Annotated in this window: 15 protein-coding genes; 14 read left to right on the plus strand and 1 reads right to left on the minus strand. The window is 74.3% G+C overall.

The window, feature by feature from the left end; genetic code table 11:
• Positions 1-35: 35 nt before the first annotated feature.
• From GA0070607_RS21205 to GA0070607_RS21235, 7 genes are all read left to right on the plus strand, one after another.
• Positions 36-1,535: a potassium/proton antiporter gene (locus GA0070607_RS21205; protein ID WP_089019756.1), complete on the plus strand. Its 1,500-nt coding sequence runs from the start codon at positions 36-38 to the stop codon at positions 1,533-1,535.
• Between the two features lie 225 nt (positions 1,536-1,760).
• Positions 1,761-2,180, plus strand: coding sequence for a TraR/DksA family transcriptional regulator (locus tag GA0070607_RS21210; protein ID WP_074313014.1), 420 nt, complete (start codon positions 1,761-1,763; stop codon positions 2,178-2,180).
• A 64-nt stretch (positions 2,181-2,244) separates the two neighbouring features.
• Positions 2,245-2,859, plus strand: a complete 615-nt coding sequence (gene lspA, locus GA0070607_RS21215; RefSeq protein WP_089019757.1) for a signal peptidase II — start codon at positions 2,245-2,247, stop codon at positions 2,857-2,859.
• Positions 2,856-3,800: an RluA family pseudouridine synthase gene (locus tag GA0070607_RS21220; RefSeq protein WP_089019758.1), complete on the plus strand. Its 945-nt coding sequence runs from the start codon at positions 2,856-2,858 to the stop codon at positions 3,798-3,800. Before lspA ends, GA0070607_RS21220 begins: the two co-directional genes overlap by 4 nt.
• Before the next feature lie 42 nt (positions 3,801-3,842).
• On the plus strand, positions 3,843-4,871 hold the full coding sequence (locus GA0070607_RS21225; RefSeq protein ID WP_089019759.1) for a hypothetical protein: 1,029 nt from the start codon (positions 3,843-3,845) through the stop codon (positions 4,869-4,871).
• 74 nt (positions 4,872-4,945) lie between these two features.
• Positions 4,946-6,487 (plus strand): MinD/ParA family ATP-binding protein, encoded by a 1,542-nt coding sequence (locus tag GA0070607_RS21230; protein ID WP_089019760.1) that lies wholly within the window; start codon positions 4,946-4,948, stop codon positions 6,485-6,487.
• Positions 6,488-6,569: 82 nt separating this feature from the next.
• Positions 6,570-7,370, plus strand: a complete 801-nt coding sequence (locus tag GA0070607_RS21235) for a DUF2567 domain-containing protein (protein WP_331716425.1) — start codon at positions 6,570-6,572, stop codon at positions 7,368-7,370.
• Here the strand turns inward: GA0070607_RS21235 and GA0070607_RS21240 are convergent.
• Entirely contained in the window at positions 7,285-7,989 is a 705-nt protein-coding gene (locus GA0070607_RS21240) for an LON peptidase substrate-binding domain-containing protein (RefSeq protein WP_089019761.1), read from the minus strand. The two genes, GA0070607_RS21235 and GA0070607_RS21240, sit on opposite strands and share 86 nt — an antisense overlap.
• 105 nt (positions 7,990-8,094) lie before the next feature.
• Here GA0070607_RS21240 and hisD point away from each other — a divergent pair, with 105 nt between their 5' ends.
• Genes hisD through priA form a run of 7 tightly spaced genes read left to right on the plus strand, consistent with a single transcriptional unit; the run spans position 8,095 to position 12,999 of the window.
• Entirely contained in the window at positions 8,095-9,417 is a 1,323-nt protein-coding gene (gene hisD / locus GA0070607_RS21245; protein ID WP_089019762.1) for a histidinol dehydrogenase, read from the plus strand.
• A complete protein-coding gene (locus GA0070607_RS21250) occupies positions 9,414-10,484 on the plus strand; it encodes a histidinol-phosphate transaminase (RefSeq protein ID WP_089019763.1) in 1,071 nt (356 codons plus the stop codon). Before hisD ends, GA0070607_RS21250 begins: the two co-directional genes overlap by 4 nt.
• A complete protein-coding gene (gene hisB, locus GA0070607_RS21255; protein WP_089019764.1) occupies positions 10,484-11,095 on the plus strand; it encodes an imidazoleglycerol-phosphate dehydratase HisB in 612 nt (203 codons plus the stop codon). The genes GA0070607_RS21250 and hisB overlap by 1 nt, the downstream gene beginning before the upstream one ends.
• Positions 11,095-11,268, plus strand: a complete 174-nt coding sequence (locus tag GA0070607_RS32800; RefSeq protein ID WP_172899074.1) for a hypothetical protein — start codon at positions 11,095-11,097, stop codon at positions 11,266-11,268. Before hisB ends, GA0070607_RS32800 begins: the two co-directional genes overlap by 1 nt.
• Positions 11,265-11,897, plus strand: coding sequence for an imidazole glycerol phosphate synthase subunit HisH (hisH, locus tag GA0070607_RS21260; protein ID WP_089019765.1), 633 nt, complete (start codon positions 11,265-11,267; stop codon positions 11,895-11,897). Before GA0070607_RS32800 ends, hisH begins: the two co-directional genes overlap by 4 nt.
• Before the next feature lie 39 nt (positions 11,898-11,936).
• Positions 11,937-12,260: a hypothetical protein gene (locus GA0070607_RS21265; RefSeq protein WP_089019766.1), complete on the plus strand. Its 324-nt coding sequence runs from the start codon at positions 11,937-11,939 to the stop codon at positions 12,258-12,260.
• Between the two features lie 13 nt (positions 12,261-12,273).
• A complete protein-coding gene (priA, locus tag GA0070607_RS21270) occupies positions 12,274-12,999 on the plus strand; it encodes a bifunctional 1-(5-phosphoribosyl)-5-((5-phosphoribosylamino)methylideneamino)imidazole-4-carboxamide isomerase/phosphoribosylanthranilate isomerase PriA (RefSeq protein WP_089019767.1) in 726 nt (241 codons plus the stop codon).
• Positions 13,000-13,033 lie beyond the last annotated feature (34 nt).

A 13,033-nucleotide genomic window follows, 5' to 3' on the forward strand; every position in this document is an offset into this window, starting at 1 on the left:
CGGGCCGAGGACTTCGACACAGGCCCTCGGCAACCGTGACGCCCGGGCTGGATATCGCGCTGCTGCTCGGCGCGGGGGTGCTGCTCGTGGCGGTCGGCGCGGTCCGGCTCTCCACCCGGCTCGGGGTGCCCAGCCTCCTGGTCTACCTGGCGCTGGGCGTGGCGATCGGCGAGTCGGGGTTGGGCATCCGCTTCGACGACGTCGAGCTGACCCGGGCCCTCGGCTTCTGCGCCCTGATCGTGATCATCGCGGAGGGTGGTCTGACCGCCCGATGGAGCACGTTGCGGCCGGTCCTCGGGCTGTCCGTCGCACTGTCCACGGTGGGCGTGGTGGTCAGCATCCTGCTGGTCGGCGTCGCCGTGCACCTGCTGCTCGGGCTGGACTGGCGGCTGGCGCTGCTCTACGGCGCGGTGCTCTCGTCCACCGACGCGGCCGCCGTCTTCGCGACCCTGCGCCGGCTGCGCCTGCCGCCCCGGCTGGTGGCGACGCTGGAGGCCGAGTCGGGCATGAACGACGCCCCGGTGGTGCTGCTGGTGGTGCTCCTGTCCCACCAGGTCCTGTCGCACCCGTGGTGGTACGAGGCCGCCCTGGTCGTCTACGAGCTGGGGGTCGGGGCCGCGGTGGGCGTGGGCGTCGGTGTCGCCGGCACCTGGGCGCTGCGCCGGGCGGCGCTGCCGTCGGCCGGGCTGTACCCGATCGCCGCGGTGGGGATCACGGTGCTGGCGTACGCCGCGGGGGCGGTGCTGCACGCCTCGGGGTTCCTCGCCGTCTACGTCGCCGGGGTGCTGCTGGGCAACGCCCGGTTGCCGCACCGGCAGGCGATCCTCGGCTTCGCGGACGGGCTGGCCTGGCTCGCCCAGATCGGTCTGTTCGTGCTGCTCGGGCTGCTGGCCTCGCCGGGGCGGCTGGACGCGGCGGTGCTGCCGGCGGTGGTCGCCGGGCTGGCGCTGGTGCTGCTGGCCCGGCCTCTGTCGGTGGTCGTGTCGGCGCTGCCGTTCCGGGTCGGCCTGCGCGAGCAGGCGTTCCTGTCCTGGGCGGGGCTGCGCGGGGCGGTGCCGATCGTGCTGGCCACCATTCCGCTCTCCGAGCGGGTGCCCGGCGCGGAGCGCCTCTTCGACGCGGTCTTCGTGCTGGTGGTGATCTTCACGCTGGTGCAGACCGGGACGCTCGGGCCGCTCTCCCGCCGGCTGCGGATCACCGCGCCGGCCGAGGCCACCGAGATCCACGTGGAGACCGCTCCACTGGAGCGGATGCGGGCCGACCTGCTCCAGCTGGAGGTGCCGCGGGGCTCGCGGTTGGCCGGCGTGCACGTCGACGAGCTGCGGCTGCCGCCGGGCGCCTCGGTCACCCTGGTGCTGCGGGACGGGGTGGGCTTCGTGCCCGGTCCGGACACCCGGCTGAAGACCGGCGACAGCCTGTTGATCGTGGCCACCGCCGGGGTACGCGACGCCGCCGAGCGCCGGTTGCGGGCGGTCAGCAGGCGGGGTCGGCTGGCCCGATGGTTTGGTGAGTACGGGGATGAGGCGGACCTTTGATCTGCTAGCGTTCCTTTTGCCCCAGTTAGGCAGGACTTGGGGCTGTTAAGCGGTGCGACGGTGCGGCACGTTGTCGGACGCCTGTACGTTCCGTATTCTTGCCAACCTCCGGAGTGCGCGGCCATCGTCGCCGTGCGCCCCTTTTCGTACATAGGGGACGCCTTTGTCGGCGCCCCCTGACCAGGTGCCGCGGTCCACGCGGTTCCGCGGCCGAGGGAGCGACCCATGGCGAAGCCAGCCGACACCAGGACCGCCGGCCGCAAGCCGGTGGCCAAGGCCACCCGCAGCGCTGCGGAGACCGAGAAGATCCGGGCGGCGTTGGCGGCGCGGCGGGACGAGCTTCGCGCCGAGTACGATCAGACGCTGAGTGAGATCACCGAGCTGCAGCGCGATCGGCTGACCGACTCGGCCGGGGACGACCAGGCCGACACCGGCACCAAGACGCTCGAGCGGGAGCAGGAGATCTCTCTCGCCAACAGCATCCTGGAACGGATCACGCAGGTCGAGCGCGCCCTGGAGCGCCTCGACGAGGGTGGTTACGGCTGGTGCGAGCGGTGCGGCAACCCGATTCCGGTCGAGCGCCTCGCCGCCTTCCCGTCGGCCACCCTGTGTGTGACGTGCAAGCAGCTGGAGGAGCGGCGCTGAGGTCCGCTCCCCGGCGGCGATGAGACGGTGAGCGATCACCGCCGAGACTGTCGATGGGGAGCGCATGACCGCAGTACCGTCCGCCGAACCCGGCCGTACCGACCCGGGCGGCGACAAACCCCGGCCGAGGGCCGTCGCGATCCTCGCCGGGGTCGCCCTGGTGGCCCTGCTGGCCGACCTGGTCACCAAGCATCTCGCGCTGGCCACGCTTACCGACCGGGAGCCGGTCCGGCTGCTCGGCGGGCTGGTCTACCTGAGTCTGACCCGCAACAGCGGTGCGGCGTGGAGCATCGGCGCGGACCACACCTGGGTCTTCCCGCTGATCACCATCGGGGTGGTCGGCTGGATCCTCTGGATGGCGCTGCGGCTGCGGTCGCTGCCCTGGGCGATCTCCCTCGGGCTGGTGCTCGGCGGCGCGCTCGGCAACCTCGTCGACCGGATCTTCCGGGCGCCCGCCCCGTTCCACGGGCACGTGGTCGACATGATCAGCCTCTTCGACCCGTACGGCCAGGTCTGGCCGGTGTTCAACCTGGCCGACAGCTCTCTGGTCTGCGGCGTGCTGCTGGCCGTGCTGCTGGAGCTGACCGGCCGCCAGCGTGACGGCCGACGGGTCGGCCGCGACGGCGACCCGGCCGACGCGAGCGCCACCCAGGGCGCCGACCAGCGGGAGCGGGCATGACCTCCGCGTTCGCCGCTGGCGGCGACCACCGCTCACTGCCCGTGCCGGACGGGCTCGACGGGATGCGCCTGGACCAGGCGGTGTCCCGACTGTTCGGGCTCTCCCGCACCGCGGCCGCGGCCCTGGTCGATGCCGGGGACGCGCTGGTCGACGGCGCAGCCCGGGCCAATTCGCACAAGGTCAAGGCCGGCTCCTGGCTGGATGTCACGCTTCCCGCGCCGGTCGCCCCGCCGACAGTCGTGCCGCAGGCCGTGCCGGGTCTGCGAGTCGTGTACGCCGACGACGACATAGTGGTGGTGGACAAGCCGGTCGGCGTGGCCGCGCACCCGAGCCCGGGCTGGACCGGCCCGACGGTGATCGGCGCCCTCGCCGCGATCGGGCACCGCATCTCCACAAGCGGCGCCGCCGAACGGCAGGGCGTGGTGCACCGGCTCGACGTGGGCACCACCGGGATCATGGTGGTGGCCAAGAGCGAGCAGGCGTACACAGCGTTGAAGCGGGCCTTCAAGTACCGCGAGGTGGACAAGGGCTACCACGCGGTGGTGCAGGGGCACCTGGACCCGCTGCGGGGCACCGTCGACGCGCCGATCGACAGGCATCCCACCCACGACTACCGCTGGGCCGTGGTCTCCGGCGGCAAGCCGAGCATCACCCACTACGACACTCTCGAGGCGTTCCCGGCGGCGAGCCTGGTGGACGTCCGCCTGGAGACCGGCCGCACCCACCAGATCCGGGTGCACTTCTCGACCCTGCGGCACCCCTGTGTGGGCGACCTCACCTACGGTGCCGATCCCACCCTCTCGGCCCGGCTCGGGCTGGCCCGACAGTGGCTGCACGCCCGCGAGTTGAGCTTCCTGCACCCCCGAACGGGGGACGAGGTCCGGTTCGTCAGCGACTACCCTGACGACCTGGACCGCGCGCTCCAGATCCTGCGTGACTGAGCGGCGACCGCCCGACACCGATCCGACGAGGGGATCCCGCCCGTGCGCGCCGGCGACCTGCTGCGGCAGCTGGACCAACGGCTGCTGCCGCCGCTGACCCGGGCCGTGGCCCGGCTGGGCGACCGGTCGGCGCGGTCCGGGGTGCTCACCTGGGCCGCGCTGCTCTCCTCGGCGGCGGTGCTGGGCACAGCGGTCTGGGCCGCCGACGACGCTCCGATCGGCGACCGGACGGTGGGCGAGGTGACCCGGGTCGGGGTGGTCGACGGCGACTCCGTCCCCGGCTACCTGCGGTCCGCCGCGGCCGACCTGGCCGCGCTGCCCACGGCGGCTCCGGCCACCGGGGAGGGGACGTACGCCCTGGTCACGCTTGACGCGTACCTGCCGCCGCAGCGACTGGCGGCGGTGCTCGGCGACGTGTCGGTCTCGACGGTGTTCGGGCGGGTGCCGCTGCCCGGCCGACAGACCGAGATCGTCAAGATTCCCGCGCTGCGGGTGCCGGACGACGTGGTCGCCGGCATGGCGCAGGTGGCCGCGCGCAAGGACGCCGAAGCCGCGGACTACCGGGCGAAGGCCGCCGCGGTGGGCGGCGACGGTGCGGACGAGCGGGAGCTGCGCGGGCGGTACGCCAGCGGTGCGGACGTGGCGGCGGCCGAGGCGGCCGGGTACCGCACCGGCTGCGCCTGCGTGTACGCGGCGGTGGTGCGGGCGGCGCCGGTGGCGCTGCGCGGCGTCGCGACCCGGCCGGACGTGCGGGCGGTCGACCCCGCCCCCGAGGTGTACCGGCTGGAGCGCACGGTCTTCACGCCACCACTGCCCGAGCAGCACGACGTGGTGCGCCCGCCGGCCGACACCGGGCCGAGCGCGGAGCCGACCCCGGAGGCGCCTGTCGAGTCGACGCCGGTGGCGCCGGTGCCCTCGGCATCGATGGGCGAATCGTCGGAACCCGCACCGGTCGTGACGATCCCATTACCCGAACCGTCGGCGACCGGGCCCACCGAGCCGGCCCCGCCGAGCGTCACCACCTCGCCGGACGCCACCGGGACCGGGCCACCGACGCCCTCCCCGTCGTGATCTGCGCCGGGTGGTGTGCGTGCCGTGGTGTGGTCCGAATAGGGTTTCCTTCGTAGCCTGTCAGACGGAGATCGATGGCGCTGGGAGGGCGGGCCGTGGAGGGCAGTGAGACCGGCTGGGGCCGGCCGGCCGAACCAGCGCCGAGGTGGCGGGCGCTGCTGGACCGTGCCCGGCACGGCGCCCGCGCCCCCGAGCAGACCGAACCGGAGCGGCGAGCCGACGAACCGCCGCCGGATCCGCTGCCGCGGCGCGCGGCCCCCAACGGCTACGCCGGGCGGGCGTCGGCCATCGGGCATCCGGCCGAGCTGTCGTACGGCGCGGAGCCGGGTTACCGGGCCGAGGCGACCTACCGGGTCGATCCCGCCTACCGGGCCGAGCCGGCGTACCGGCCGGAGCCGGACTACCGGGCCGAACCGGGTTACCGGGCGGAGCCGGCGTACCGGGCCGAGCCGGCCTACCGCGCCGAGCCGGTCTACCGCGCCGAGCCGGACTATCGGGCGGAGCCGGCGTACCGGGCCGAGCCCGAGCCGGAGCCGCCTCCCCGCCGCGCCGTGCCGGCCGAGTCGCGCTACGCCCTGCTGGACAACGGCTACCGGCACGGCAGTCCACCTGTGGAGTCCCGGTACGCGCTGCTGGAGACCGGTTACCAGCCGGAGACCGGCTACCCCGCGTCCCCGCCCGTCCCGCCGGTTGTTACGCCGCAGCCGGCCCCGCCGGTCGTCCCACCGCCCGCTCCGCCGGTCAGCTCGGCCATCGCCGAGCGCGGCTACCCGCCGCGCATCGAGTGGCGTCCGCAGGGCGTCGACCAGGAGTTGGAGCGGGCCACCGGGGTGCTCCGTCGTGATCTCGGCACTCCGCGGGTGTTCGCGTTCGCCAACCCCAAGGGCGGGGTGCACAAGACCACCGCGACGGTGCTCGCCGCGGCCACTGTCGGCAGCGTGCGTGGGCGGGGCGTGCTGGCCTGGGACGACAACGAGCTGCGCGGCACCCTCGGGCTGCGCGCCGGCAGCGCCCGGCACGCCCGGACGATCCGCCACCTGATCACTGAGCTGGCCCAGATCGAGATCCTGGAGGGCCCGGCCCTGCTGGAGCGGCTGGACGACTTCCTGCGGCACGCCTCCGACGGCTCGTACGACGTGCTCGCCGGCGAGGAGAGCCCGCGCTTCGCCCAACGGCTGGACCAGTTCACCGTCCGGCGGGTGCTGGAACTGCTGCGGCGTACCCACGACGTGGTCTGCGTGGACACCGGCAACAACGTGGAGAGTCCCAACTGGCGCACGGTGATGCAGGCCGCCGATCAACTGGTGGTGACCACAGTGCCGCGTGAGGACGCGGCGTTCAGCGCCGACTGGATGCTCGACCTGCTGCACGAGGAGGGCATGGGAGAGCTGGCGGACAATGCCATCACGCTCATCTCCTGCCCCACGCCGGGCCGCTCCGCCCTGCAGGACGACCTGGAGCGGCACTTCGCCACCCGTACCCGCGCGGTGGCCGTGGTGCCCTACGACCCGGCGCTCGAGACCGGGTCGTCGATCGAGTATCACCAGCTCCAGCCGGAGACCCGGCAGGCGTGGCTGCATGCTGCCTCGGTCATGGTGGAGCCGTTCGCCCGCTGACCGGAGGCGGTGCGGTCACGTCATCGGGCGGGAGCGCGGATGACCGTGCACGGCCCGGGCGGCGAGCTGAGAGGATCATCGGGTGAACCCCGACAGCCCCGAGTCCGACCGGCCCGCGCCGCCCGGCGTCGAGCCGTCCGCACCATCGACACCGGACGACCCGGTGACGGACCGGCCCTCCGGCGGGGGGCCGCCGGACGTGGTCGCGGATTCCGGCCCCGTCCCGGCCGAACCGCCGCGCCGGCTGGCGCGGACCGGGGTGACGGTGGGTGGCGTCGTGCTCGCGCTGGCCGTGCTGGGTGCGCCGCTCGGGCTGCTCTGGGCCGCGCTCGCGCCCGACACCCCGGTGCTCAAGACCACTGAGGGCGCGATCTACGCCGAGTCGCAGCCGGAGCAGCCGATCGCCGCGGACGGCTGGTTCAGCCTGCTCGGGCTCGCCTTCGGGGTGCTCGCGGCACTCGTCCTGTGGTTCGTGCTGCGGCGGCGGCGCGGCCCCGTCGGGTTGCTCGCCGCAGTGCTGGGCGCGCTGGCCGCCGCGCCGGTGGCCTGGCAGGTGGGGCGGCGGGTCGGCCTGGCCACCTTCGACCGGCTGCTGGACACCGCCCCGGCCGGCCAGGCCTTCACCAAACCCGCCGACCTGCGGGCCGGCGGCGTCGACTGGTTGCTCGGCGTACTGCCGGTGCCGCACGGCAACCTGCTGCTGCCGGCGTTCGGCGCCGCCGTCACGTACACCCTGCTGGCCGGCTGGTCGCGCTGGCCGTCGCTGCGCCCGGAGCCGGAGCCCGACCCGACCGCGTTCAGTTGGGTGTCGGCGGGGACGCCAGCTCCGCCAGGGGCACCGGAACCGCCCGCACCTGACGCAGCAGAGCCGCCTCGCGGTTGAGCAGCCGCAGCTCGGCGCGGAGCCGGGCGGCGGTGTCGTCGATCGCCAGCAGCCGCTGCCGGTCGTCGACGGTCAGCGCCGCGGTCGCCGCCACGAGGTGGGAGAGCACGGTCGGGTCCTCCGGGAGCTGCTCGGAGATCTCCTCCGGGTCGGACCGGACCAGGCCGAGATATTGTCGGAACACGGCGATCACCCGGGCGGCCAGCAGGTCGGCCACCTCGTCCGGCCCGGCCGGCTCGGGCAGCCACTCGACCTCCGCGGTCAGGTACGGCGCGGAGCTCTCGTCGACCTCGGCGATCCGGAACCGGCGCCGCCCGACCGTGACGATGTCGAAGCCCCCGTCGGCCAGCTCGGTCACCTGGCGCAGCTCGGCGGTGCAGCCGACCTCGTGCAGGGTGACCTCGCCGCCGGCGGGGGTGGGCCGGGCCCCGGGACCGGCCGGCGCGACCTCCCAGCCGGCCTGGATGGCGACCACCCCGAACTCGCGCGACGCACCCTCGGGCCGGCCGACCAGGTGCCGGACCAGGGCCCGGTAACGCTCCTCGAAGATGTGCAGCGGCAGCACCAACCCGGGAAAGAGCACCGTTGCGAGCGGGAACACCGGCAGCCGTGCGGTCACAGGTGGAGCCTAGCCAATCTCGCCCACGTCGGCGTGGCCCGGCTCACCGTCCCGGCGGACGGGCGGCTCCGGTGCGCCCCGCCCCGGCCGCCTAGACTCGCAAGGGTGCTGAATCGGATCGACCTGCGCAATGGTCTCGGTGACCCGCGCCGCCTGCTGCCCCGTGCCCAGCTCGACGTGTCGGTCGCCGTCGAGCGGATCCGGCCGCTCGTGGAGGCGGTCCGGGAGCATGGCTACCCGGCGATCCGGGAGGCCAGTGAGCGGTTCGACGGCGTCTCCCCGGAGGTGCTGCGGGTGCCGGTCGAGGCGATCGCCGAGGCCGAGGGGGTGCTCGACCCGGACGTGCGCGCGGCGCTGCTGGAGTCGATCACCCGCGCCCGTCGGGTGCACGCCGACCAGCGGCGTACCGAGCACACCACCCAGGTGGTGCCCGGCGGCACGGTCACCGAGCGGTGGCTGCCGGTCGACCGGGTCGGCCTCTACGTCCCCGGTGGGCTGGCCATGTACCCGTCGACCGTCGTGATGAACGTGGTGCCGGCCCAGGCGGCCGGGGTGCGTTCGCTGGTGGTGGTCAGCCCGCCGCAGAAGGACAACGGCGGCCTGCCCGACCCCCGGGTGCTCGCCGCGTGCGCCCTGCTCGGCGTCGACGAGGTGTACGCCGTGGGCGGCGCCCAGGCGGTGGCGATGCTGGCGTACGGGGCGGCGGTGGATCCCGCGGGCGACGCGCGCTGCGAGCCGGTCGACCTGGTCACCGGCCCGGGCAACATCTGGGTGACCGCCGCCAAGCGGCTGCTGCGGGGCGTCGTCGGCATCGACGCCGAGGCCGGGCCGACCGAGATCGCCATCCTGGCCGACGACACCGCCGACCCGGCGCACGTGGCCGCCGACCTGATCAGCCAGGCCGAGCACGACCCGCTCGCCGCGAGCGTGCTGGTCACCCCGTCGGTGGCGCTGGTCGAGGCGGTCGAGCGGGAGCTGGCCCGGCAGGTGCCGGCGACCAAGCACACCGAGCGGGTCACCACCGCCCTGACCGGCGAGCAGAGCGGCGTGGTCCTGGTCGACGACCTCGAGGCCGGGCTGCGGGTGGTCGACGCGTACGCGGCCGAGCACCTGGAGATCCAGACGGTCGACGCCCGCCAGTGGGCGCTGCGGGTGCGCAACGCTGGAGCGATCTTCGTGGGCGCCTGGTCGCCGGTGTCGCTCGGCGACTACTGCGCCGGCTCCAACCACGTGCTGCCCACCGGCGGCTGCGCCCGGCACTCGTCGGGGCTGTCCGTGCAGTCCTTCCTGCGCGGCGTGCACCTGATCGAATACACCGAGGCCGCGCTGCGCGAGGTGGCCCCGCACGTGGTCACCCTGGCCACCGTGGAGGACCTGCCGGCGCACGGCCAGGCCGTCCGGGCCCGCTTCCCCGGGGGGCCGGCGTGACCTCGCTGGAGGATCTGCCGATCCGCGACGACCTGCGCGGGCTGTCGCCGTACGGCGCGCCGCAGCTGGACGTGCCGGTGCGGTTGAACACGAACGAGAACTCCTACCCGGTGCCGGAGCCGGTCGCCGACGCGATCGGCAAGGCGCTCGCGGCCGAGCTGCGCGACCTGAACCGCTACCCGGACCGGGACGCGGTGGCGCTCCGCGCCGATCTGGCCGGGTACCTCGGGCACCGGCTCACCGTCGAGCAGGTGTGGGCGGCCAACGGCTCCAACGAGATCCAGCAGCAGCTCCTCCAGGCGTTCGGGGGTCCGGGCCGCAGCGCGCTCGGATTCGTGCCGGCGTACTCGATGCACCCGCTGCTGGCGCTCGGCACCGGCACCCGGTGGGTGCCGGCCCGGCGCGGCGTCGACTTCGGGCTGACCGCCGACGAGGCGGTGGCCCAGGTCCGCGAGCACCGGCCCGACGTGGTCTTCCTCTGCTCGCCGAACAACCCCACCGGCACCGCACTGGACCCGGCGGTGGTCGCCGCGGTCCTCGACGCCGCGCCCGGCATGGTGGTGGTCGACGAGGCGTACGCCGAGTTCGCCCGGCCCGGCACGGTCAGCGCCCTCGCGGTGCTGCCCGGGCACCCGCGGCTGGTGGTGACCCGGACGATGAGCAAGGCGTTCGGTTTCGCCGGCGGACGACTGGGCTACCTGGCCGCCGATGCGGCGGTGGTGCAGGCGGTGCAACTGGTCCGGCTGCCGTACCACCTCTCCGCGCTGACCCAGGCCGCCGCCCGCGCGGCACTGGCCCACCGGGACGCCCTGCTCGGTACGGTGAGCGCGATCATGGCGCAGCGGGACCGGATCGTGGCGACGCTGCGCGGCCGCGGGCTGCGGGTGGCCGACAGCGACGCCAACTTCGTGCTCTTCGAGGTGGGCGGCGACCAGGGCAACGCCTGGCGGGCACTGCTCGCGCGCGGGGTGCTGGTCCGCGACGTCGGCCTGCCCGGCTGGCTGCGGGTCACCGCCGGCACCCCCGCCGAGACCGATGCGTTCCTTTCTGCGATGGAGACATTCTGATGAGCCGGACCGCCCGGGTGGAGCGGATCACCAAGGAGACCAAGGTCCTCGTCGAGATCGACCTCGACGGCACCGGCACGGCCGAGATCAGCACCGGTGTCGGTTTCTACGACCACATGCTGCACCAGATCGCCCGGCACGGCGGCTACGACCTGACCGTGCGCACCGTCGGCGACCTGGAGATCGACGCGCACCACACAATGGAGGACACCGCGCTCGCCCTGGGCGCCGCGTTCGACCAGGCGCTGGGCGACAAGGCCGGCATCCGGCGGTACGGCTCGGCGACCGTCCCGATGGACGAGGTGCTGGTCCGGGCCGCCGTGGACCTGTCCGGCCGGCCGTACGTGGTGCACGACGAGCCGGCGCTGGCGCCGTACATCGGCCCGGTGTACCCGACCAGCATGACCCGGCACATCTGGGAGTCCTTCGGCCAGGCGGCCCGGATCACCCTGCACGTCGACGTGTTGCGGGCGGCCCGGCCGGGCGGTAACCCGGACGCGCACCACGTGGTGGAGGCGCAGTTCAAGGCGGTCTCCCGGGCGCTGCGCGAGGCCACCGCGATCGACCCGCGGGCGGCGGGCGCGATTCCGAGCACGAAGGGAGCCCTGTGATGGGTGCGGCGTTGCCGACGCTGTTGCTGATCCTGGCCGGGGTGCTGGTGGGCGGGGTCTGGTCGCTGTACCGGCAGGGCGCGCCCAAGGCCGCGGTGGTGATCACCGCTCTCCTGGCCGTGCTGGCCACCGCCGGCGGGGTGCTCTGGCTGTTTCCGGAGTCCGGCTCATGACCGGCGTCGTGGTGCTCGACTACGGCTCGGGCAACCTGCGTTCCGCGGAGCGGGCGCTGGCCGCCGCCGGCGCGGACGTACGGGTGACCGACGACCTCGGCGCCGCGGCCGCGGCCGACGGTCTGGTGGTGCCGGGGGTGGGTGCCTTCGCGGCGTGCATGGCCGGGATCGAGGCGCTCGGCGCCGGCCCGGTGATCGCCGAGCGGGTGGCCGCCGGTCGACCGGTGCTCGGCATCTGCGTGGGCATGCAGGTGCTCTTCGAGCACGGGGACGAGCACGGTGTGGTGACCAAGGGGCTCGGCCTGCTGCCGGGCGGGGTGACCCGGCTGGCCGCCACCCGGCTGCCGCACATGGGCTGGAACACGGTCCGGGCGCCCCGGGATTCGGTGCTCTTCGCCGGCATGCCGGCGCAGAGCAGGTTCTACTTCGTCCACTCGTACGCGATGGGTGACCCGGCGGCGCTGGCCGCGACCGGCGCCACGGTGACCACTGCCCACCACGACACCGATTTCGTCGCGGCGGTGGAGCGCGGTGCGCTCTCGGCGGCCCAGTTCCATCCGGAGAAGTCCGCCGACACCGGTGCCGCGCTGCTGCGCAACTGGCTCGCCACGCTGCCCAGCGGTGGCTGAGCGTCGTCGCCACCCGGCTCCCGCGCGGCGGGGGTCGCGGTGAGCCGGGAACGGGCGCGCCGCCGCGCGGAACGCGAGGCCGAACAGGCCCGGGAGCGGGCGGTCCGGCAGCGCCGGGTGGCCCGCCGGCAGCGGCGCCGGGCGGTGGTTCGCCGGTTGACGCCGCAGCTGCGGCGGGGTCGCTCCGGTCGGCTGGCCCGGCACACCCGGGGCGAGCGTGCCGCTATCGTGCTGCTCACCGGGGCGGCGCTGATCCTGATCTGGACGTTCGTCGACGATCTGGCGTTGCGTATCGCGCTGATTGTGCTGTTGCTGCTCGTACTGCCGGCGGTCGTGGTGATCGCCCTGGACCGCCGTACCTGATCGAGGAGAAGACGTGAGCCTCACCCTGTTACCCGCCGTGGATGTCGCCGACGGCCGGGCCGTCCGGCTCGTGCAGGGCGCCGTCGGTAGCGAGAGCATCTACGGTGACCCGCTGGACGCCGCACTGGCCTGGCAGCGCGACGGCGCCGAGTGGATCCACCTGGTCGACCTGGACGCGGCGTTCGGACGGGGCACCAACGCGCACCTGCTCGCCGAGGTGGTGCGCCAGCTCGACGTGCAGGTGGAGCTCTCCGGCGGCATCCGGGACGACGAGTCGCTGCGCGCGGCGTTGGGCACCGGGGCGGCCCGGGTGAACATCGGCACCGCGGCTCTGGAGGACCCGGTCTGGTGCGACCGGGTGGTCGGGGAGTACGGCGACCGGGTCGCCATCGGGCTGGACGTGCGCGGCCGTACCCTTTCCGCCCGCGGCTGGACCCGTGACGGCGGTGACCTGTACGAGGTGCTGGAGCGGCTGGACAAGGCGGGCGCCAGCCGGTACGTGGTCACCGACATCACCAAGGACGGCACCATGCGTGGGCCGAACCTGGACCTGCTGCGCGAGGTGTGCGGCCAGACCAACGCCCCGGTGATCGCGTCCGGGGGCGTGTCCACGCTGGACGACCTGCGGGCGCTGGCCACCCTGGAGCCGCTCGGGGTGGAGGGTGTGATCGCCGGAAAGGCGCTCTACGCGGGCGCCTTCACGGTGGCCGAGGCGCTGCGGACGCTGGCCGAGGCGTGATGGTCACGGTGGAGCTGGAGGCGTACCTCGCCGA

The sequence above is a fragment of the Micromonospora coriariae genome (genome assembly GCF_900091455.1).
GTDB classification, from domain to species: domain Bacteria; phylum Actinomycetota; class Actinomycetes; order Mycobacteriales; family Micromonosporaceae; genus Micromonospora; species Micromonospora coriariae.

Excerpts from the sequence above, each read along its gene's own strand:
- hisH (WP_089019765.1), top strand. The coding sequence starts at position 11,265 with ATGACCGGCGTCGTGGTGCTCGACTACGGCTCGGGCAACCTGCGTTCC.
- GA0070607_RS32800 (WP_172899074.1), top strand. The coding sequence starts at position 11,095 with ATGGGTGCGGCGTTGCCGACGCTGTTGCTGATCCTGGCCGGGGTGCTG.
- GA0070607_RS21220 (WP_089019758.1), top strand. The coding sequence starts at position 2,856 with ATGACCTCCGCGTTCGCCGCTGGCGGCGACCACCGCTCACTGCCCGTG.
- GA0070607_RS21230 (WP_089019760.1), top strand. The coding sequence starts at position 4,946 with ATGGCGCTGGGAGGGCGGGCCGTGGAGGGCAGTGAGACCGGCTGGGGC.
- hisB (WP_089019764.1), top strand. The coding sequence starts at position 10,484 with ATGAGCCGGACCGCCCGGGTGGAGCGGATCACCAAGGAGACCAAGGTC.
- lspA (WP_089019757.1), top strand. The coding sequence starts at position 2,245 with ATGACCGCAGTACCGTCCGCCGAACCCGGCCGTACCGACCCGGGCGGC.
- GA0070607_RS21210 (WP_074313014.1), top strand. The coding sequence starts at position 1,761 with ATGGCGAAGCCAGCCGACACCAGGACCGCCGGCCGCAAGCCGGTGGCC.